Source organism: Thalassovita mangrovi (genome assembly GCF_009857745.1).
GTDB lineage: Bacteria > Pseudomonadota > Alphaproteobacteria > Rhodobacterales > Rhodobacteraceae > Thalassobius > Thalassobius mangrovi.
Genome location: NZ_WWEN01000002.1, coordinates 121,095 through 141,513 on the forward strand (window position 1 = coordinate 121,095; position 20,419 = coordinate 141,513).

The 20,419-nt window shown below is 64.8% G+C and carries 18 protein-coding genes; 9 read left to right on the forward strand and 9 right to left on the reverse strand.

Annotated elements, in window-relative coordinates; genetic code table 11:
- Positions 1–86 precede the first annotated feature (86 nt).
- Entirely contained in the window at positions 87–1,304 is a 1,218-nt protein-coding gene (locus tag GR167_RS02350) for an MFS transporter (protein WP_160971845.1), read from the forward strand.
- Positions 1,305–1,389: 85 nt separating this feature from the next.
- Here the strand turns inward: GR167_RS02350 and GR167_RS02355 are convergent, their stop codons facing one another.
- From GR167_RS02355 to cysS, 4 genes are all read right to left on the reverse strand, one after another.
- Entirely contained in the window at positions 1,390–2,169 is a 780-nt protein-coding gene (locus tag GR167_RS02355; protein ID WP_160971846.1) for a squalene/phytoene synthase family protein, read from the reverse strand.
- The gene (locus tag GR167_RS02360) at positions 2,159–3,133 is read right to left on the reverse strand and encodes an alpha/beta hydrolase (RefSeq protein ID WP_160971847.1); all 975 of its coding nucleotides are present in this window, start codon (positions 3,131–3,133) and stop codon (positions 2,159–2,161) included. The genes GR167_RS02355 and GR167_RS02360 overlap by 11 nt, the downstream gene beginning before the upstream one ends.
- Position 3,134: 1 nt before the next feature.
- Positions 3,135–4,751, reverse strand: coding sequence for a citramalate synthase (gene cimA, locus GR167_RS02365; RefSeq protein WP_160971848.1), 1,617 nt, complete (start codon positions 4,749–4,751; stop codon positions 3,135–3,137).
- 130 nt (positions 4,752–4,881) lie between these two features.
- The gene (gene cysS / locus GR167_RS02370; RefSeq protein WP_160971849.1) at positions 4,882–6,312 is read right to left on the reverse strand and encodes a cysteine--tRNA ligase; all 1,431 of its coding nucleotides are present in this window, start codon (positions 6,310–6,312) and stop codon (positions 4,882–4,884) included.
- Positions 6,313–6,579: 267 nt separating this feature from the next.
- Here cysS and GR167_RS02375 point away from each other — a divergent pair, with 267 nt between their 5' ends.
- Entirely contained in the window at positions 6,580–7,773 is a 1,194-nt protein-coding gene (locus GR167_RS02375) for a pyridoxal phosphate-dependent aminotransferase (RefSeq protein ID WP_160971850.1), read from the forward strand.
- A 154-nt stretch (positions 7,774–7,927) separates the two neighbouring features.
- Here GR167_RS02375 and GR167_RS02380 read toward each other — a convergent pair whose 3' ends face one another.
- Positions 7,928–8,497: a peptidylprolyl isomerase gene (locus tag GR167_RS02380; RefSeq protein WP_160971851.1), complete on the reverse strand. Its 570-nt coding sequence runs from the start codon at positions 8,495–8,497 to the stop codon at positions 7,928–7,930.
- Positions 8,484–8,996 carry a peptidylprolyl isomerase gene (locus tag GR167_RS02385; RefSeq protein WP_160971852.1) on the reverse strand — a complete coding sequence of 171 codons (513 nt, stop codon included), beginning with the start codon at positions 8,994–8,996 and terminating at the stop codon, positions 8,484–8,486. Before GR167_RS02385 ends, GR167_RS02380 begins: the two co-directional genes overlap by 14 nt.
- 125 nt (positions 8,997–9,121) lie before the next feature.
- Here GR167_RS02385 and GR167_RS02390 point away from each other — a divergent pair, with 125 nt between their 5' ends.
- From GR167_RS02390 to GR167_RS02400, 3 genes are all read left to right on the forward strand, one after another.
- A complete protein-coding gene (locus tag GR167_RS02390) occupies positions 9,122–10,315 on the forward strand; it encodes a phosphoglycerate kinase (RefSeq protein ID WP_160971853.1) in 1,194 nt (397 codons plus the stop codon).
- Between the two features lie 235 nt (positions 10,316–10,550).
- Positions 10,551–11,444: a fructose bisphosphate aldolase gene (locus GR167_RS02395; protein ID WP_160971854.1), complete on the forward strand. Its 894-nt coding sequence runs from the start codon at positions 10,551–10,553 to the stop codon at positions 11,442–11,444.
- Between the two features lie 73 nt (positions 11,445–11,517).
- A complete protein-coding gene (locus GR167_RS02400) occupies positions 11,518–12,024 on the forward strand; it encodes a GNAT family N-acetyltransferase (RefSeq protein WP_160971855.1) in 507 nt (168 codons plus the stop codon).
- Between the two features lie 172 nt (positions 12,025–12,196).
- Here the strand turns inward: GR167_RS02400 and GR167_RS02405 are convergent, their stop codons facing one another.
- Positions 12,197–13,810, reverse strand: a complete 1,614-nt coding sequence (locus GR167_RS02405; protein WP_160971856.1) for an acyl-CoA dehydrogenase family protein — start codon at positions 13,808–13,810, stop codon at positions 12,197–12,199.
- Between the two features lie 208 nt (positions 13,811–14,018).
- Between GR167_RS02405 and GR167_RS02410 the strand changes: the two genes are divergently transcribed.
- From GR167_RS02410 to GR167_RS02425, 4 genes are all read left to right on the forward strand, one after another.
- A complete protein-coding gene (locus tag GR167_RS02410) occupies positions 14,019–14,318 on the forward strand; it encodes an FtsB family cell division protein (RefSeq protein ID WP_160971857.1) in 300 nt (99 codons plus the stop codon).
- A 408-nt stretch (positions 14,319–14,726) separates the two neighbouring features.
- A complete protein-coding gene (gene pdhA / locus GR167_RS02415) occupies positions 14,727–15,728 on the forward strand; it encodes a pyruvate dehydrogenase (acetyl-transferring) E1 component subunit alpha (protein WP_160971858.1) in 1,002 nt (333 codons plus the stop codon).
- Positions 15,729–15,742: 14 nt separating this feature from the next.
- Positions 15,743–17,110, forward strand: coding sequence for a pyruvate dehydrogenase complex E1 component subunit beta (locus GR167_RS02420; RefSeq protein ID WP_160971859.1), 1,368 nt, complete (start codon positions 15,743–15,745; stop codon positions 17,108–17,110).
- A gap of 12 nt (positions 17,111–17,122) precedes the next feature.
- Positions 17,123–18,421 (forward strand): pyruvate dehydrogenase complex dihydrolipoamide acetyltransferase, encoded by a 1,299-nt coding sequence (locus tag GR167_RS02425; RefSeq protein ID WP_160971860.1) that lies wholly within the window; start codon positions 17,123–17,125, stop codon positions 18,419–18,421.
- Between the two features lie 78 nt (positions 18,422–18,499).
- On the opposite strand, the gene GR167_RS02430 is transcribed toward GR167_RS02425, so the two are convergent.
- Both GR167_RS02430 and cysK read right to left on the reverse strand, forming a co-directional pair.
- Positions 18,500–18,997 carry an anthrone oxygenase family protein gene (locus GR167_RS02430; RefSeq protein WP_160971861.1) on the reverse strand — a complete coding sequence of 166 codons (498 nt, stop codon included), beginning with the start codon at positions 18,995–18,997 and terminating at the stop codon, positions 18,500–18,502.
- 273 nt (positions 18,998–19,270) lie between these two features.
- The gene (cysK, locus tag GR167_RS02435; RefSeq protein ID WP_160971862.1) at positions 19,271–20,338 is read right to left on the reverse strand and encodes a cysteine synthase A; all 1,068 of its coding nucleotides are present in this window, start codon (positions 20,336–20,338) and stop codon (positions 19,271–19,273) included.
- Between the last annotated feature and the right edge of the window lie 81 nt (positions 20,339–20,419).

The following is a 20,419-nucleotide window of genomic DNA, read 5'->3' on the forward strand; positions in this document are numbered from 1 at the left end:
CCCGGGGGTTCGGGGGCTGGCCCCCGATTGTTCCCGTCACAATTCCCGCCTTGCGCCAGCCGGGACAAGGCTCTAGCAATCCTCACATGACCCAAGCTGAATATGTCTCCGACGATCGCCGCGCCCGGCGCAACGTGATCATCCTGGTGCTGGCCCAGGCCATTCTGGGCGCGCAGATGCCGATGATCTTCACCATCGGCGGGCTGGCCGGACAGGCGCTGGCCACCAACCTGTGTTTCGCCACCTTGCCGATTTCGCTGATCGTGCTGGGCAGCATGGCAGCGGCGACGCCGATTTCGCATATCATGCAGAAATACGGCCGCCGCTCCGGGTTCTTCATCGGCACCGCCGCCGGGGCGATCGGCGGCGCGGTGGGGGCTTACGGGCTTTATACCGCTTCTTTCCCGGTCTACCTGCTGGGCAGCCTGATCACCGGCATCTACATGTCGGCGCAGGGGTTTTACCGCTTCGCCGCCGCCGATACCGCCAGCGACGCGTTCCGGCCCAAGGCGATTTCCTACGTGATGGCGGGCGGTCTGGCCTCGGCCATCATCGGGCCGCAGCTGGTGAAAGTCACCGCCGACGCGATGGTGGTGCCCTTCATGGGGACCTACCTGGCGGTGATCGGAGTGAATGTCATCGGGTCGTTCCTGTTCGTGCTGCTTGAAATCCCCAAACCCGTCGCCGCCCACCCCGACGCGCCGCGCGGGCGGACCCGCTGGGAACTGATCACCACCCCGCGCATCGCGGTGGCGGTGATCTGCGCCATGGTGTCCTATGCGCTGATGAACCTGGTGATGACCTCCACGCCGCTGGCGGTGGTCGGCTGCGGCTTCGAGAAGAACACCGCCGCCGACGTGGTCAGCGCCCACGTGCTGGCGATGTACATCCCGAGCTTCTTCACCGGCCACCTGATCGCCCGCTTCGGGGTGGAAAAGGTCGTCGCCATAGGGCTGGTCATCCTGGCCGGTGCCGGGGCTGTGGCGCTGCAGGGCGTGGATCTGGAAAACTTCTTCGTCGCGCTGATCCTGCTGGGTGTGGGATGGAATTTCGGCTTCATCGGTGCCACCACCATGCTGGCGGGGGCGCATGAGCCGGAAGAGCGCGGCAAGATGCAGGGGCTGAACGACCTGCTGGTCTTCGGCGGCGTGACCACGGCCTCGCTGGCCTCGGGCGGGCTGATGAACTGTTCGGGCGGCACCGCGCAGGCGGGCTGGACAAGCGTCAACCTGGCGATGGCGCCGTTCCTGATGCTGGCAGGCGGTGCGCTGATCTGGCTGATGTTCCAGCCGAAGGATGAGTGAAGGTTGGGGGCGCTGCCCCCGCCGCTGAAAATCCGTTGGATTTTCAACGACTCCCCCGGGATATTTTTGAACAGAAGAAGCTGGCTTACCAGCGCAGCGTCTGGGCGCGCCACATCAGGCTGAGCGCGTTGCGGAAGTCCGAGGTGCCCAGGGCGCCCGCCTTGACCCGTTGCGGCTGTTGCGCCGCCTGGGCCAGCACCGGCGCCGCGGCCCAGGCCGACAGCAGCGCAGGCGCGGCGGTGCGAGAGACCTGAGCGCGCCGCGCGCGGGCGCGTTTGAGCCGCTCAAGCCCGTCCCGGGCCAGCGCCGCCACGCTATCGTCCCGGCCATCGAGCAGCGGCACCCGACCGGCCTTTTCCAGCGCCGGGATGGCGCGCAGGTAATTGGCGAGCCCCAGGGCGTAGCCCAGATCGCGTACCACGTCTTCGTCCCCGTCCCCGAGCGCACGCACCGCCGCCAGCAGCAGGTTGGAGGAGGTTTTCTGCAGATAGTCTTCGAACGCCGCCTCGTCCGCGAAGGGATCGCGGTAGATGTCCCAACGGCGCGCCTCGATCAAACCGTCCAGCAGCGCCGCGCCGGCGGCATCGATCCCCCGCGCCAGCGGCGTCACCACCTCGTGCCGGCGCGGCGTCTTGCCCTGCGCGATCTCCTCCATCGCGTCGCGCCACCATTGCAGCCGCATCTCTGCGATCATCTCTTCCTGCGTCACCCAGGGGGCGCGGGCGATTTCCACATTGGCCGCGAATAGCGGGAACAGCACCGCGCGCGCTGCCACCGGCGCGGCCATCGCGGCGCGGAACCGGTCGGGATCGGCGCGCTGCACCAACCCGGCGCAGGCGATCAGGTCGGGATCGTCAAAGCTCATTCAGGAAGTCCCGGATCGCGGTCTTGGTTTCGGGCGCATCGACGATGTCGAGATGCGACACGCCCTCGACCAGCCGGTACTGCCCGTTGCCGTTCAGCGGCGCCATCAGCGGCTCAAAACGGTCGGCGAAGAACGCCTCGTCCTCGGCCCCTGCGATCAGCAGGAAGCGGGGAAGTGCTGCGATATCTTTCTCATAGGCACTGCGCGGCGCGAAGGACGTGTTGAGCCGATGGGAATAGGCCGTGGTCGCGGTATGGCCCAGCGGGCCGTCCAGCACCGTCTTCGGCATGTCGAACTGGATCACCGTCAGATGGTTCAGCGCCTTGATGCCCGCGGCGTTTAACATGGTCAGCCCGATGATCCGGCGCAGCAGAATATGCGCCCAGCCACCGGAATTGGGCCGCGTGGTGGGGGCGTTGTATTTCAGGAAGGGCGCCATCAGGACAGCGCCGTCGATCAGGTCGCGATGTTCCCCGCCGGCGAAACGCACCACCAGCCCGCCGCCGGAGCTGTGACCGGCCAGCACCACCTTCTGCCCCGGCTGCGCCGTGGCGCGGATCAGGTCGGCCAGGTCATCCTCGAACTGGCCGATATAATCGACATCGCCGCGCCGCTCCGGCTCGGCCCCGTGACCGCGCAGGTCGGGCGCCAGAACCTCGGCCACATCCGCCAGCTGCGGCGCCAGCGCGTCGAATTGCGCGCCATGCCAGCCCGATCCGTGCACCAGCACCAGAAGCGGCTTGTCGCCGCCCTGCCCGACATGGCGAACCGACAAGCCGAACCCGTCGCGCATCGCCACTTTCTCAACCGGCAGCGGATCGCCCTTGCGAACGACCTGACGGGAAAAATCCAAACCGCCCGCGCCCGCCATTTCGATGGGCCGCTGCGACGCGATCAGCCCTAGGGCGATGGCCAGCGGCACCGCCACGAAACTGGCGACAATGCGTGGAATTTTCCCGATCATCCTAGTGGTTTCCTTCGCGCAGCAGCTTCCAGTTGATCGCATCGAGCAGCGCATCGAAGGACGCGTCGACTATGTTCGGCGACACCCCCACGGTGGACCAGCGCCGCCCCTGCCCGTCTTCGCTGTCGATGATGACGCGGGTAACGGCCTCGGTGCCGCCCTGGGTGATGCGCACCTTGAAATCGACCAGCCGCATATCGGACAGCTGTTCCGAATAGCGCCCCAGATCCTTGGACAGCGCCTTGGCCAGCGCGTTCACCGGGCCGCGATCGCTGCCGGTTTCATCCAGGGATTCCGACACCGACAGTTTCTTTTCGCCGTCGACCTTCACCACCACGACCGCCTCGGACAGGCTGATCATCTTGTCGTACTTGTTCTTGCGCCGCTCAACGGTGACCTTGTAGCGCTTGACCTCGAAGAAGGTGGGGCTCAGGCCCAGTTCGCTGCGCGCCAGCAGTTCGAAACTCGCCTGCGCGCTGTCATAGGTATAACCCTCGGCCTCGCGCTGCTTGACGGTCTCCAGGATGCGGGCCAGCGCCGGGTCGCCCTTGTCGACCTGCAACCCGGCCTCGGCCAGGCGGCGGCGCAGGTTCGACTGGCCGGCCTGGTTCGACATCGGGATGATCCGCTCGTTACCGACCAGGCCTGGATCGATATGCTCGTAGGTGGATGGGTCCTTCAGGATCGCGCTCGCGTGCAGCCCCGCCTTGTGGGCAAAGGCCGAGGCCCCCACGTAAGGCGCCTGCCGGAACGGCACCCGGTTGAGGATATCGTCAAGCTGACGGCTCGCCCGCACCAGCCCGGTCAGGGCGTCGCGCGAAATTCCGGTATCGTAACGGCTGGCATAGGGTTCCTTCAGCAGCAGCGTCGGGATCAGCGTGGTCAGGTTGGCGTTGCCGCAACGCTCGCCCAGCCCGTTCAGCGTGCCCTGGATTTGCCGCGCGCCCGCATCGACGGCAGCCAGCGATCCGGCCACCGCGCTTTCGGTGTCGTTATGGGTATGGATGCCAAGGTGGCTGCCCGGGATACCCGCCGCGATCACCGCGCGGGTGATCTCGCCGATCTCGCCCGGCAGGGTGCCGCCATTGGTATCGCAAAGCACCACCCAACGCGCCCCGGCCTCATAGGCCGCCTTCACCGTTTCCAGCGCATACCCCGGGTTCGCCTTGTAGCCGTCGAAGAAATGCTCGGCATCGAACAGGGCCTCGCGCCCCTGCGCCACCAGGTATTCGACCGAACGCGCGATATTCTCGGTGTTTTCCACCAGCGAAATCCCGAGCGCCGTCTCGACATGGAAATCGTGTGTCTTGCCGACCAGGCAGACCGCTTCGGTCCCGGCATTCATTACCGCCGCCAGCACGTCGTCGTTTTCCGCCGACCGCCCGGCCCGCTTGGTCATGCCGAAGGCGGTGAAGCGCGCCTTCAGCTGCGGTTTTGCTTCGAAAAATTCGCTGTCGGTCGGGTTGGCGCCGGGCCAGCCGCCCTCGATGTAATCCACCCCCAACGCATCCAGCGTCGCGGCGATCTGCGCCTTCTCGGCGGTGGAAAACTGCACCCCTTGCGTCTGCTGCCCGTCGCGCAGGGTGGTGTCGTAGATGTAAAGACGCTCGCCGCTCATCCCCGGCCCCCATCTTCTTCTGTTCTGAAATATCCTCGGGGGGTGAATGCGTTGAAAATCGCACGATTTTCAACGGAGAGGGGGGCAGACAGCCCCCCTTTACCCGCCCGCCGCAGGCGAAACCGTGCCATCACAGCCCCTCCAGCTTGGCGGCGTCGAAGCCCGGCCCGGGCAGCAATTCGACCCCGGCCTTGCTCATCCGCACCTCGACGCCCGCGTCGAGCAGCGCCGCCTTCATCCGGTCCACCTCGGAGAAATCCTTGCTCTCCATCGCGGCCGCCCGGATCGCCGCCAGCTTATCCGCCAGCCCGCTCAGGTCCACGTCAGGCTCCGCCGCCCAATCGCCCAAGCCGTCGGTCAGCAGCCCCAACAGCCGCGCCGAGCCCTTCAGCCCCGCCGCGTCACCCGCATTCGCCAGCTTGTGCAGTTCCGTAATGGCGCCTGCGGTGTTCAGATCGTCGGCCAGCGCATTCAACACCGCCTCGTTCACCGCTCCGGGCTCCACGCCCTCGACCAGCTTGCGCCATTTGCGCAGCGTCGCCTCGGCCTCGGCGGCCTTCTTGGCGGTCCAGTCCATCGGCTTGCCGTAATGGGTCGACAAGAACACGAAGCGGATCACCTCGCCCGGCACCGGCGGCATGCCGTCATGGCCGTCCAGCAGGTCGCGCACGGTGAAGAAATTGCCCAGGGACTTGGACATCTTCTTGCCCTCGACCTGCAGCATCTCGTTGTGCAGCCAGTAATTTGCAAAATGGCCCTCGGGATGGGCGCAGCAGCTTTGCGCGATTTCGTTCTCATGGTGCGGGAACATCAGGTCGTTGCCGCCGCCATGGATGTCGAACGTGTGCGGCTGTTTCTTGGCCGCTTCCGACAGCCGTCCCTCGGCCAGCGGTTTTTCCCACAGCAGATCGTCGGACATGGCCGAGCATTCGATATGCCAGCCCGGCCGCCCGCGGCCCCAGGGGCTGTCCCACCCGGGCAGGTCGTCCGACGACGGCTTCCACAAAACGAAATCCATCGGGTTGCGCTTGTAGGGCGCGACCTCGACCCGGGCGCCGGCGATCATGTCGTCGACCGAGCGGCCCGACAGCCGCCCGTATTCCTTGTAGCTGTCCACCGCGAACAGAACATGGCCCTCGGCGGCATAGGCGTGGCCCTTGGCGATCAGGTCCTCGATCATCGCAATCATCGCGCCGATATAGGCGGTGGCGCGCGGCATATGGGTCGGTTCCAAGGCGCCGAGCGCCCCCATGTCGTCAAGATACCATTGCGTGGTCTCGGCGGTGATTTCGCCAATCGCGCGGCCGCTTTGCGCCGCCCGCGCATTGATCTTGTCATCCACGTCGGTGAAGTTGCGCACGTAGGTCACGTGATCGGGCCCATAGACATGGCGCAGCAGCCGGAACAGCGTATCGAAGACCACGACGGGCCGCGCATTGCCGATATGGGCGCGGTCATAGACGGTCGGGCCACAGACATACATCCGCACGTTGTCGGGATCGATCGGGGTAAAGACCTCTTTCTGGCGGGTCCTGGTGTTGTGCAGCTTGATGGTCGTCATAAGTCCTCGCAGGCGCAGCCGGGCTCGCGGCGGGCTTATCAACTTCGTTATATCTTTGGAAGTAAAGAACGGCCCGCCTGAGAAACTCAGCAGGTAATAATGCAGCAGATGATGCAGGTCGAAGCGTTCATGGCGGCGATGATAGACCGTGATGGCCCGGGTCACAATCGCTGAATTGACAATTCCTGAAATCACGGGCCTGCTGCGGCGGAACTTATGCGTGCAGGATGAAGATTGCCGCGCGAAAACAACGAGATGAGGTCGAATATGCGTCTGTCTTCCCGGGTGCAGAATATCAACGATGGCGGATCGGATGGCTGGGAGGTGTTCTATCGCGCCCGGGCGCTGAAGGCGGCGGGCGAAAAGGTGATCGAACTGACCATCGGCGAACACGATATCGGCACCGCGCCCGATATCCTCGACGCGATGCACCGCTCGGCGCAGGGCGGCCATACCGGCTATGCCGAGGTGCCGGGCATAAAGGCGCTGCGCGACAAGGTGGCAGACCGATTCCAGGCGCGCAGCGGGGTGGAAACCGGGCGCGACAACGTGCTGATCACCGCGGGCGGCCAGGCGGCCCTGTTCGCGACCCATCTGGCCTGCTGCGATCCGGGCGACCGGGCGCTGTTCATCGATCCCTATTACGTCACCTATCCCGGCACGATCCGGGCGGGCGGCGCGGTGCCGGTGCCGGTGCAAGCGCGGCCCGAGGCCGGGTTTCAGCCCCGGGCGGCCGATATCGATGCCGCGGCGGAAGGCGCGCGGTCCTTGCTGATCAACACGCCGAACAACCCTGCCGGGGTGGTCTATTCGCGCGACACTCTGGAAGGCATCGCCGGGGTGGTGAAAGATCACGACATGTGGCTGATCTCGGACGAGGTGTATGACAGCCAAATCTGGCAGGGCGATCACCTGAGCCCGCGCGCCCTGCCCGGCATGGCCGAGCGCACGCTGGTGATCGGGTCGATGTCGAAAAGCCACGCGATGACCGGCAGCCGCCTGGGCTGGATCATCGGCCCGGCCGAGGCGATCGCGCCGCTGGCCGATCTGGCCATCACCACCAATTACGGCGTGCCCGGCTTCATCCAGGACGCCGCGCTTTATGCGCTGAACCAGGGTGAGGCGGCCGAGGAAACCATCGCCGCCCCGTTCCGCCGCCGCCGCGAAAAGGCGCTGCAAATCCTCGCCGGGCAAAACGCGGTGAAGGCGGTGCATCCGGACGGGGCGATGTATCTGCTGCTGGATATCCGCGCGACGGGGCTGAGCGGCGACGGGTTCGCCAATGCGCTGCTGGACGCGCGCCGGATCGCGGTGATGCCGGGCGAAAGCTTCGGCCAGGCCGCGGCGGGGCATGTGCGGGTGGCGATGACGGTGGCGGACGATCTGTTCTGCGACGCGCTGGAAACGCTGGTCGGCTTCGCCGGGGAGCTGGCGCGGGAGAACATGGCCGACGCCGGGTAACGCGAGCTGGGACTATTGCCACCGCCCGAACAGCGGCGCCTTGCGCGGCCGGTCGCTGCCCGCGCCCTGCCCTGCGTTGAACCGTAAAACGCTACACCCAACGAAAAAGGCCCGGCACATCGCCGGGCCTTTCCTCTAACTCACAACGCGCCGATCACTCGGTCACGGTGACCTTTTTCATCACGTCGGGCTGGCCCATGACCTCGCCATTGCGGCCCTCGCCGCGCTTGATCTGGTCCACGACCTCCATGCCGCCGGTCACCTTGCCCACAACGGTATATTGGCCGTTCAGGAAATGCCCCGGCGCGAACATGATGAAGAATTGCGAATTGGCCGAATCCGGGTCCTGCGACCGCGCCATGCCGACGACACCGCGCTCGAACGGGATATCGGAAAATTCCGCCTTCAGGTCGGGCCGGTCAGACCCGCCGCGCCCGGCCATGCGCATGTCGCCGCCAAGCTTGCCGAACTGCACGTCGCCGGTCTGCGCCATGAAGCCGTCGATCACCCGGTGAAACACCACGTTGTCATAGGCGCCTTCAGCCGCCAGCGCGGCGATCTGCGCCGCGTGACCGGGGGCGGTATCTTCGAACAGGTCGATGGTGATGGTGCCGTTTGCGCCCTCGCCCTCGACCTCGATGCTGAGACCTGTCGCCGCAGCCGGACCCGCCAGCGCGGCCGCCAGAACCGCGCCGATCAGGGCCGATTTGTTACGCTTCGACATCGGCCGCCACCTTCATGCTGATCATCCGGTCGGGATTCGCGGGCGGCTCGCCGCGGGTGATCGCATCGACGAATTCCATGCCCGAAATCACCCGGCCATAGACGGTGTATTGGCCGTTCAGGAAATGGTTGTCCTTGAAGTTGATGAAGAACTGCGAATTGGCCGAGTTCGGGTTCATCGAACGCGCCGCGCCCAGGGTGCCCCGGTCATGCGGCAGTTTCGAAAATTCCGCAGGCAAATCAGGAAGATCGGACCCGCCGGTGCCGGCGCGGCCCGGGTTGTAATCCTTTTCCATATTGGCGTTCTGCACGTCGCCGGTTTGCGCCATGAAACCGTCGATCACACGGTGGAAGGCGACGTTGTCATACTGACCTGCGCGGGCCAGTTCCTTGATCCGCTCGCAGTGCTTGGGCGCCACGTCGGGCAGCAGTTCGATGACGACCGTCCCGTCCTTCAATTCGATCAGGATGGTGTTCTCCGGGTCTTTGATATCGGCCATGTCGGGCTCCTTCGTTTATGCGTTGATTGTTACCTAAGCTTCCCCGGCGCGATTGCCAAGCATCAGCTTGACGCAACGCCCGCTTCGGGTCATGACAGCCGTAAAAGACGCGAGGAGGAAACTGCATGGCCTGGAAAACTCTTGACGACATGGATCTGAACGGCAAGCGCGTGATGGTGCGTGTCGATATCAACGTGCCGGTCAAGGATGGCCATGTCACCGACGCCACCCGAATCGAACGCATCGTGCCGACGATCGAGGATATCCTGGCCAAGGGCGGCAAGCCGCTGCTGGTCGCTCATTTCGGCCGCCCCAAGGGCAAGGTCGTGCTGGACATGAGCCTGCGCGTCACCCTGAAGGCGCTGGAAAAGGCCCTGGGCCATTCGGTCGCCTTCGTCGAAACGCTCGACGCCGCGGAATCCCCGACCAGCGAAGTGAAGGCGGCCGAGGTCGTGCTGCTGGAAAACATCCGCTTCCACCCCGGCGAGGAAAAGAACGATCCCGAATTCGCCGCGCGGCTGGCGAAACTGGCCGATGTCTATTGCAACGATGCGTTTTCCGCCGCCCACCGGGCGCATGCCTCGACCGAGGGGGTGACGCATTTCCTGCCGTCTTGCGCCGGGCGTCTGATGCAGGCGGAGCTGGAAGCGCTGGAAAGCGCCTTGGGCAACCCGCAGCGCCCCGTCGTGGCGGTGGTCGGCGGCGCCAAGGTGTCGACCAAGCTGGAACTGCTGGGCAACCTGGTGGACAAGGTCGATCACCTGGTGATCGGCGGCGGCATGGCCAACACCTTCCTCGCGGCGCAGGGCATCGATGTGGGCAAGTCGCTGTGCGAACATGACATGACCGACACCGCGGTCGAGATCCTGGCAAAGGCCAAGGCCACGGGCTGCGATATCGTACTGCCCGCCGACGTGGTGGTGGCCTGCGAATTCAAGGCGGGCGCCAAGAACAAGGTCGTCGCTGCCGATGCCTGCCCCGCCGAGAAGATGATCCTCGACGCCGGGCCGCAGGCGGTGGACCGCATCACCGCAGTGTTCGAGGCGTCCCGGACGCTGATCTGGAACGGCCCGCTGGGCGCGTTCGAAATCGAACCCTTCGACACCGGCACCAACGCCGCCGCGAAAAAGGCGGCCGAGTTGAGCCGCGCCGGATCGCTGATTTCGGTTGCCGGCGGCGGCGACACGGTGGCCGCGCTGAACCAGGCCCATGCGGCCGACGATTTCACCTATATCTCCACCGCCGGCGGCGCTTTCCTGGAATGGATGGAAGGCAAGACCCTGCCTGGCGTCGCCGCTCTGGAAGCCAGCGCCGCCTGATACGGGGCGCATCCGGGCGCGCGCCCGGATGTCCCGCCCGCGCGCGCGGGCGGTTCCCCCTTCGGGGACGTTTTCGCTTTCCTTTTCACCACGATATCTGCCGGAACCGCAAAGCCGCGAAAAAGTTCCGCGGTGTTAGCGCAACCGAATTGTATCCCTCCGCACGGTCGCCTATTGGCTAGGCCGAACCGGGCGAAGGACGCCCAAATCGATTGCAGCAGGGTAATAATTGAACATGACCGACCAGAAACAAACCGAACAAATCCGATCGGCCGACGGCTTCATCGCCGCGCTTGACCAAAGCGGCGGTTCCACCCCGAAAGCGCTGCAGCTTTATGGCATCGAGGCAGACGCCTACAGCTCGGACGCCGAAATGTTCGACCTGATCCACCAGATGCGGGCGCGGATCATCAAGTCGAAAGGCTTCAACGGCAACCGCATCATCGGCGCGATCCTGTTCGAACGCACCATGGACGGCGATATCGACGGCAAGCCGACCGCCACCTACCTGTGGGAAGACTGCCAGGTCGTGCCCTTCCTGAAGGTCGACAAGGGGCTGGCCGACGAAGAAGACGGCGTGCGGATGCTCAAACCGATGCCCGATCTCGACGCGCTGCTGGAAAAGGCCGTGTCGAAGGGCATTTTCGGCACCAAGATGCGCTCGGTGATCGACGCCGCCTCGCCCACCGGCATCGCAGCGGTTGTCGCGCAGCAATTCGAGATCGGCAAGCAGATCCTGGGTCACGGGCTGATGCCGATCATCGAACCCGAAGTCACCATCACCATCGCCGACAAGGCTGAGGCCGAGAACATCCTGCTGGCCGAGATCACCAAGCAGCTCGACGCGCTCGAAGACGGTAAGCAGGTGATGCTGAAGCTGACCCTGCCGGAAGTGGCGAACACCTACAAACCGCTGGTCGATCACCCCAAGGTGCTGCGCGTCGTGGCGCTGTCGGGCGGCTACAGCCGGGAAGAGGCCAACACCCGCCTGTCGCAGAACACCGGCATGATCGCCAGCTTCTCGCGCGCGCTGACCGAAGGCCTGTCGGCGCAGCAGAGCGACGAAGAATTCGACGCCACGCTCGACGCCAGCGTGCAGTCGATCTACGACGCCTCGGTCGCGGGCTGATCCCTGCCCCGGAGCGCTTGGAATTGAGGGAACGGGGCGGCACTGGCCGCCCCTTTTCGTTGGAGAGATGAAGATGCAGATCAGGAACGCCACAGCCGAAGACGCGGCCGCCATCGCCGCGATCTATAACGACGCGGTGATGAATTCGACCGCGATCTGGAACGACGTGACGGTGGATGCGGCAAACCGGGCGCATTGGATCGACGACCGGCAGGCGCAGGGTTTCCCGGTGCTGGTCGCCTGCGACGGGGCCAATGTGCTGGGCTATGCCAGTTTCGGCCCGTTCCGCGCCTTCGACGGCTACAAGATGACTGTGGAACATTCGGTCTATGTCGATGCCGCGCGGCGCGGCGGCGGCATCGGGCGGGCGCTGTTGCAAGCGCTGATCGAACGGGCCCGCGAGGCTGGTTTCCACGTCATGGTGGCGGCGGTGGAAGCCGGCAATACCGGGTCGATCCGGTTGCACGAAGCCTTGGGGTTCGAGCGGACCGGGTTCATGCCGCAGGTGGGGCAGAAATTCGGCCGCTGGTTGGATCTGGCGATGCTGCAGCTGAGACTGGACGAGCGGGAAGCGCCGTAAAAGCTGCCCCCGCCCGAACAGCGGCGCTCCGCGCCGCCGGGCAGCGCCCGACCGCCCACACGGGCGGGCGCTTCTTCACTGTCCAAACGATACTGAAACGGCGGAAGAGGCGGCGAGATAAACTGCCAATCACGAAGTTTCGTGCGCCCACCCGCAGCCGGTCGCTACCCGCTTAAATCCGCGCGACAATCGCCGCCACGTCGATCCCCGAAACCGCCCCCGCCGTCGCGCCGCGCTGCCCGGCCAGCCGGGTCGCCACATAGCCATCCGCCACCGCATGGGGCGCGCCTTCGATCAGGAAGGACGCGGCCAGCAGCGACGCCAGGCTTTCGGTAAACCAACGCGCCTCGGCCTCGGAGGGTAGCGCGGGCCAGCGGTCCAGATGCGCCTTCAGCGCCGCGTCGTAGCGCGCATCCGCCCCGGCCACGCGCTGCAGCCGCGCCATCAGAACCTCGCCCGCCAGCGGCGCCCGCGCCAGGGTCCGCAGGATATCGAGGCAGATCACATTCCCCGATCCTTCCCAGATCGAATTCAGCGGCGCCTCGCGATAGAGCATCGGCATCGGCGTTTCCTCGATATAGCCCATGCCGCCCAGCGTCTCCATCGCCTCGTAGATCATGCCCGGCGCGCGCTTGTTGCTGAGGTACTTGGCCAGCGCCACCGCGATGCGGGCGAAGGCGCGGTCCTCCTCCGCCTCGCTGTCGAAGGCCGCGGCGCAGCCCATTGCCAGCGCCAGCGCCGATTCCCAGTCCAGCGCCAGATCGGCGATCACCGATTGCATCAGCGGCTGGTCGATCAGCCGGCGCTGGAAGGCGCTGCGATGGCTGACCCACCACTTGGCCTCGGCCAAGGCGGCGCGCATCAGCCCCGCCGGCGCCACAGCCGTGTCGAGCCGGGTGTGATGCACCATCTCGATGATCGTCTTGACGCCCGCGCCTTCGTCGCCCAGCCGATACGCCAGCGTATTGTGATACTCGATCTCGGACGACGCATTGGCCTTGTTGCCCAGCTTGTCCTTCAGCCGCTGCAGATGCATCGTGTTGCGGCTGCCATCCTCCAACCAGCGCGGCACCAGGAAACAGGTCAGCCCGTCCGGCGCCTGCGCCAGGGTCAGGAAGCCGTCGCACATCGGCGCGGAACAGAACCATTTATGCCCGGTCAGCCGGTAATGATCGCCCATCCGCACCGCCGCGGTGGAATTGGCGCGCACGTCCGATCCGCCCTGCTTTTCGGTCATCGCCATGCCCATGGTGACGCCCTGCTTGGCCGACAAGGGCCTGACCGACGGATCGTAATGGCGCGCGGTCAGCTTCGGCGCCCAGGCCTCGGCCAGCGCCGGATCATTCTGCAGGGCGGGCACGGCGGCATAGGTCATGGTCAGCGGGCAGGACACGCCCGGTTCCAGCTGCGCCATGTAGTAACACAAAGCCGCATGGGTGACATGGCCGCCCTTTTTGCCCTCCCAGGCGCTCGCGGCATAGCCGTGGGTGATCCCCAGATCCATCACCTGGTGATAGCCGGGATGAAAATGCACCTCGTCCAGCCGCCGCCCGGAGCGGTCGAACAGCTTCAGCCGCGGCGGATCGCGGCGGGCATCCTCGGCGGCTTGCAGCATGTCCTCGGTGCCAAAGGCGGCCCCGGCATCGGCCAAGGCCGCACCATCGGCGCCGGTCGCCTTCGCCCAGTCCCTGAGCGGCGCATCGTCGGCCCACAGATCGCGCGCCCCGCGCGGTTGCGGCTGATTGCTGACTTCATGGGTTGAAAATACGCTATGGCCCTGCGTCATCCCGTTTCCTCCCTCGGTTGACGGGGGCAGGATGGAACGGATCGCCGCGCCGTTCCAGCATGACGCCACGACGCGGCCGGTTTCCGCCACTGCCGCGGCCTTTTTTGCAAGAAAAAGCAAATACATCCCTTTGAGGGATTCCCAAAGCGAATCAGCTGTGGCAAAGTGTTTTCACCGCCCTTGAAGAGGCGGAAAACGAGGCAGAAAAATGCAACGCAGGAAACGACCGGCCATCGGGGCTTGGGCCTATTTCGCAGTGGCCTTCATGCTTGGCGCCTATTTCACCTTCGCCGCCGTTCAGGGCGGTTACGGGCTGTTCCGTCGGACCGAGATTCAGGCCGAGGCCGACCTGCTGCAACGCGACCTCGATCAGTTGAACGAACAGGTCGCGCGGATGGAAAACCTGACGCGGCGGCTGTCGGACAACTACCTCGACCTCGACCTGCTGGACGAACAGGCGCGCTCGGTGCTGGGGCTGATCCGCAGCGACGAGATTGTCATCCGTTAAGGCCACTACTTCTAACCACAAGCGATAGAGGCAAACGCGAGCCGGGCAAGCGCCAGTCCGCGGGGTGGCGCGGCACACCTCTGAGCGTGGCAGTTTATCCCGCCGAACACGCGCTCCCTATCAGCCTCAAAACACGCCTCACAAAAGCGCCAGCCCGTCCGGGGCGGACTGGCGCTGGCCCGGCAGCCTTCGGCCTTGTTCTGGGCCGGGTGTCTGAAAGCTGCGCGACCGCCGCCCGGCGCGCGCCGGGCGGATGCGCGACCGCGCGGTCGCGCCGCTCCCAACCTCAGCCCCGCTCGGTCATGAGCCGTTTCATCTTTCGCCAATTTATCCTCGCCCTCCGCCCCAAAATACCTTATAAGATAGTTTAACGCTAAACTATTATTGGAAACGGCAGGAGGACGCCCAATGGCAGCCAGAAAAACCCAAGCCAAAACAAATGTTTCCGCTGAAGAGCTGAAAACCTACTACCGCGACATGCTGCTGATCCGGCGATTCGAGGAAAAGGCCGGCCAGCTTTACGGCATGGGCCTGATCGGCGGCTTCTGCCACCTCTATATCGGCCAGGAAGCGGTCGTCGTGGGGCTCGAAGCGGCCGCCGAGGAAGGCGACAAACGCGTCACCTCCTATCGCGATCACGGCCACATGCTGGCCTGCGGCATGGACCCGAACGGCGTGATGGCCGAACTGACCGGGCGCGAGGGCGGCTATTCCAAGGGCAAGGGCGGCTCGATGCACATGTTCTCCAAGGAAAAGCATTTCTACGGCGGCCACGGCATCGTCGGCGCCCAGGTGCCGATCGGCGCCGGGCTGGCCTTTGCCGACAAGTACAATGACAACGGCCGCGTCACCTTCGCCTATTTCGGCGACGGTGCGGCGAACCAGGGCCAGGTCTACGAGACCTTCAACATGGCCGCACTGTGGAAACTGCCGGTCATCTTCGTGATCGAGAACAACCAGTACGCAATGGGCACGGCGCAGGCGCGCTCGACCTCGACCAAGGATATCTATCACCGCGGCGAAGCCTTCGGCATCCCCGGCGAAATGGTCGACGGCATGGACGTCCTGGCGGTCAAGGCGGCCAGCGAAAAGGCCACCAAGCACTGCCGCGAAGGCAAGGGCCCCTATATCCTCGAAGTCAAAACCTACCGCTATCGCGGCCACTCGATGTCGGACCCGGCCAAGTACCGGACCCGCGAGGAAGTGCAGAAGATGCGCGAGGAACGCGATCCGATCGAACATGTGCGTGAACTGCTGCTGACCGGCAAGCACGCCACCGAGGAAGACCTCAAGGCGATCGACAAGGAAATCAAGGATATCGTGAACAAATCCGCCGATTTCGCCAAGGAAAGCCCGGAACCCGCTCTCGAAGAGCTGTGGACCGACATCTATGCCGACGCGGACGCGTAAGGGGGAATAAGACTATGGCAACCGAAATTCTCATGCCCGCGCTGTCTCCGACCATGGAGGAAGGCACGCTCGCCAAGTGGCTGGTGAAAGAGGGTGACACCGTATCGTCGGGCGACATCATCGCTGAAATCGAAACCGACAAGGCGACGATGGAATTCGAAGCGGTGGACGAAGGCGTGATCGGCAAGATCCTGATCGCCGAGGGCACCGAAGGCGTGAAGGTGAACACCCCCATCGCCGTGCTGGTGGAAGAAGGCGAAAGCGTGGGCGACGTGGCGGTTTCCGCCCCCGCCGCCGCGGCCCCTGTCCCGGCAGCCCCCGCAGTACCGGCACCTGCCGCCGTGGCAGCGCCGGCCGCAAAGCCCGCCGATCTGACCCCGGATTGGCCCGCAGGCACCGAGATGAAGAAACAGACCGTCCGCGAAGCCCTGCGCGACGCGATGGCCGAGGAAATGCGCAGCAACGAAGACGTGTTCCTGATGGGCGAGGAAGTCGCCGAATATCAGGGCGCCTACAAGGTATCGCAGGGGCTGCTGGACGAATTCGGATCGAAGCGGATCATCGACACGCCGATCACCGAACACGGCTTTGCCGGTATCGCCGTCGGCGCCGCCTTCGGCGGGCTGCGCCCGATCGTCGAATTCATGACCTTCAACTTCGCCATGCAGGCGATCGACCAGATCATCAACTCGGCGGCGAAAACGCTCTACATGTCGGGCGGCCAGATGGGCGCGCCGATGGTGTTCCGCGGCCCCAACGGCGCCGCCGCCCGCGTCGGCGCCCAGCACAGCCAGGATTACGCCGCCTGGTACGCGCAGATCCCCGGCCTGAAGGTGGTGATGCCCTATTCGGCATCGGACTATAAGGGCCTGATGAAGACCGCGATCCGCGATCCCAACCCGGTGATCTTCCTGGAAAACGAAATCCTCTATGGCCGGTCCTTCGAGGTGCCGGTGATGGATGATTTCACCATCCCCTTCGGCAAGGCCCGCATCTGGCGCGAAGGATCGGACGTGACCATCGTCAGCTTCGGCATCGGCATGCAATACGCGCTGGAAGCCGCCGACAAGCTGGCCGAGGAAGGGATTTCCGCCGAAGTCATCGACCTGCGCACCCTGCGCCCGATCGATTACGACACGGTGATCAATTCGGTGATGAAAACCAATCGCTGCGTCACCGTGGAGGAAGGCTTCCCCGTCGGGTCCATCGGCAACCACCTGGCGGCCACGATCATGACCCGCGCCTTCGATTACCTCGACGCGCCGGTGATCAACTGCACCGGCAAGGACGTGCCGATGCCCTATGCCGCCAACCTGGAAAAGCTGGCGCTGGTCACCACCGACGAGGTGATCGCGGCGGTTCGCCAAGTGACCTATCGCTGAGGAGACAGAACAATGGCAACTGAAATCCTGATGCCCGCCCTGTCCCCCACGATGGAGGAAGGCACCCTGGCCAAATGGCTGGTCAAGGAAGGCGACACCGTCAGCTCGGGCGACCTTCTTGCCGAGATCGAAACCGACAAGGCGACGATGGAATTCGAAGCCGTCGATGAAGGCATCGTCGGCAAGATCCTGGTGGCCGAGGGCACCGAAGGGGTGAAGGTGAACACCCCCATCGCTGTGCTGGTCGAGGAAGGCGAAAGCGCCGATGACATCGCCGCAGCGCCTGCCGCCGCCCCGGCGGCAGAAGCAGCCCCGGCAGAAGCGGCACCCGCACCGCCCCCCGCAGCGGCAGCCCCTGCCCCGGCAGCGCCTGCCGCCGCCGATGGCTCGCGCATCTTCGCCTCTCCGTTGGCGCGCCGGATCGCCGCCGACAAGGGTCTGGACCTGAGCCAGATCGCGGGTTCCGGCCCGCGCGGCCGGATCGTCAAGGCCGATGTCGAAGCGGCACAGCCGGGCGCGCGCCCGGCTGAAGCGGCAGCGCCCGCTGCCGCCCCCGCGCCGGCAGCCGCTGCGCCTGCCGGTCCCTCGGCGGATGTCGTGGCGCGGATGTACGAAGGTCGCGACTACACCGAAATCAAGCTCGACGGCATGCGCAAGACCATCGCCGCGCGCCTGACCGAAGCGAAACAGACCATCCCGCATTTCTACCTGCGCCGCGACATCAAGCTCGATGCGCTGCTGAAATTCCGCTCGCAGCTCAACAAGCAGCTGGAAGCGCGTGGCGTGAAGCTGTCGGTCAACGATTTCATCATCAAGGCCGTCGCCAACGCGCTGCAAGCGGTGCCCGAGGCCAACGCGGTCTGGGCCGGCGACAAGGTGCTGCAGATGAAAGCCTCGGACGTGGCCGTGGCCGTCGCCATCGAGGGCGGGCTGTTCACGCCGGTGTTGCAGGATGCCGACATGAAATCGCTCTCGGCGCTGTCGACCGAGATGAAGGACCTTGCCGCCCGCGCCCGCGACCGCAAGCTCGCGCCGCATGAATACCAGGGCGGCAGCTTCGCGATTTCCAACCTCGGCATGTTCGGCATCGACAATTTCGACGCCATCGTGAACCCGCCCCATGCGGGCATCCTGGCGGTCGGCGCCGGGGTCAAGAAACCGGTGGTGGGCGACGACGGCGAACTGACCGTGGCGACCGTGATGTCGGTCACCATGTCGGTCGATCACCGGGTCATCGACGGGGCGCTTGGCGCCAACCTGCTGCAGGCCATCGTCGACAACCTGGAAAACCCGATGGTGATGCTGGCCTGAGGCCAAGCCTTTCAGAACGAATAAAAAAACGCCGGGGAAATCCCCCGGCGTTTTGTATGTAAGCGCCGCTTTTGCGCCTCACATCGCCTTGGCCAGCTGCACCGCCGCGATCACGTAACAGGCCATGGTCCCGAAGGACGCCGCCGTGCGCAGGTGGTTCCAGACCACCCAGCCCCTGACGTAATCCGGCCAATAAGCCTGCGCCGCCGCCCCGGCCTGCGGCATCGCTTCGAGCCGCATGTTCATCGGCACATTGCCGAGCCCCGTGACCAGCATGACACCGGCGAAATAGACCGCCGTCGCCACGATCAGCCACGCCGACGCCGATCCCGGCAAAGTGAAATAGCCGAACAAGGCCACGACAGCCGAAACCGGGACCAGCCCGATCAGCAGCAACGCGAAGATCGAACCATGGACTTCGCGGTTGATGATCTGCATCGCCTCGGTCCCCGCCGCGGGTTTCGAGGCGGAAAGCGAGGTCATGATGAAATCCGAAAAGGCCAGAAACACCCCGGCGACAAGACCGGCGGACAAGGCAAGGGCAACGATGCCCCAGAGCATCCAATCAGCGAACATATCAAGTCTCCTTCAAATAATCGTTCTGGGCGCGCGGCCCGAATCCGTCTCTTGACACAATGTCAAGAATGACATCGGAATAAACTTCACTTGACACTATGTCAACCAAAAGCCCCATTGCAAAAATGCCGGGACAAAACCGCCCCGGACCGGTTCATGCATGCAGAACCGCCACCATCGGAGCGATGCAAAACCCAAGGCAATGATAAGAAAAACAAAAAACGCCGGGGAAATCCCCGGCGTTTCGGCTTTCTGTCCCTGCTTCCCGCGGTCTTATTTCATCTGATAGCCGGGGGTCGAGCGCATCAGCGCGATCTCTTCCTCGCTCATCCCGGCGGCGATCCCGTCGAACAGCGGCGTTGACAGGTAGCGTTCGCCGGTATCGGGCAGCATCGCCAAGATCACCGATCCCTCGGGCGCCTCTGCCGCCACTTCCATCGCGGTGGCGAAAGTCGCGCCGCCGGAAATGCCGGTGAAAATCCCCTCGGCCAGCGCCAGCTTGCGGGCGTATTCGACGCTTTCCGGCCCACCGATCGGCACCAGCTGGTCATAGCCTTTCGTGTCCAGCAATTCCTGCAGCACCGCCGGGATGAAATCCGGCGTCCAGCCCTGGATCGGATGCGGGTTGAAGGCCGGGTGGCTGGCGGTCGGTTCACCGTCTTCGGCCCGTTCCTGCGCGATGCCGCTTTGCACCATCGCGGCATTGGCGGGTTCGGACAGGATGATCTTTGTTTCGGGCCGTTCGCGCCGCAGCACCCGGGCGATGCCGGTCACCGTGCCCCCGGTACCAAAACCGCTGACGAAGTAATCCAGCCGCCCGCCTGCGAAATCCGCGATGATTTCGCGCCCGGTGGTCATTTCGTGGATATCCGCATTGGCCTGCGTTTCGAACTGCCGGGCGAAGAACCAGCCGTTCTTTTCGGCCAGTTCCTTGGCCTTGCGATACATGCCGGTGCCCTTTTCCTCTTTCGGGGTCAGGATCACCTTGGCGCCGAGGAACCGCATCAGGCGGCGGCGTTCCTCGGAAAAGGTTTCGACCATGGTGATGACCAGCGGATAGCCCTTGGCGGCGCAGACCATCGCCAGCCCGATCCCGGTATTGCCGCTGGTCGCCTCGACCACCGTCTGGCCGGGTTTCAGCGCGCCGGATCGTTCCGCCGCCTCGATGATGTTCAGCGCCAGCCGGTCCTTGACCGATCCGCCGGGATTGAACGCCTCGGCCTTCACATACATCGTCACGTGATCCGGGGCCAAGCGGTTGATGCGGATCGCCGGGGTGTTGCCGATCGTGTCCAGCACGCTGTCGTAAAGCCGCCCGCGGCCCTCTGTTTGGTATGTCATCGCCGCCCTCCCTTTCGTGATCAAATCCCCGGTAAACTACGCCGGGAAGAACGGGGCGACAATGCCATCTGGCGGAAAGCC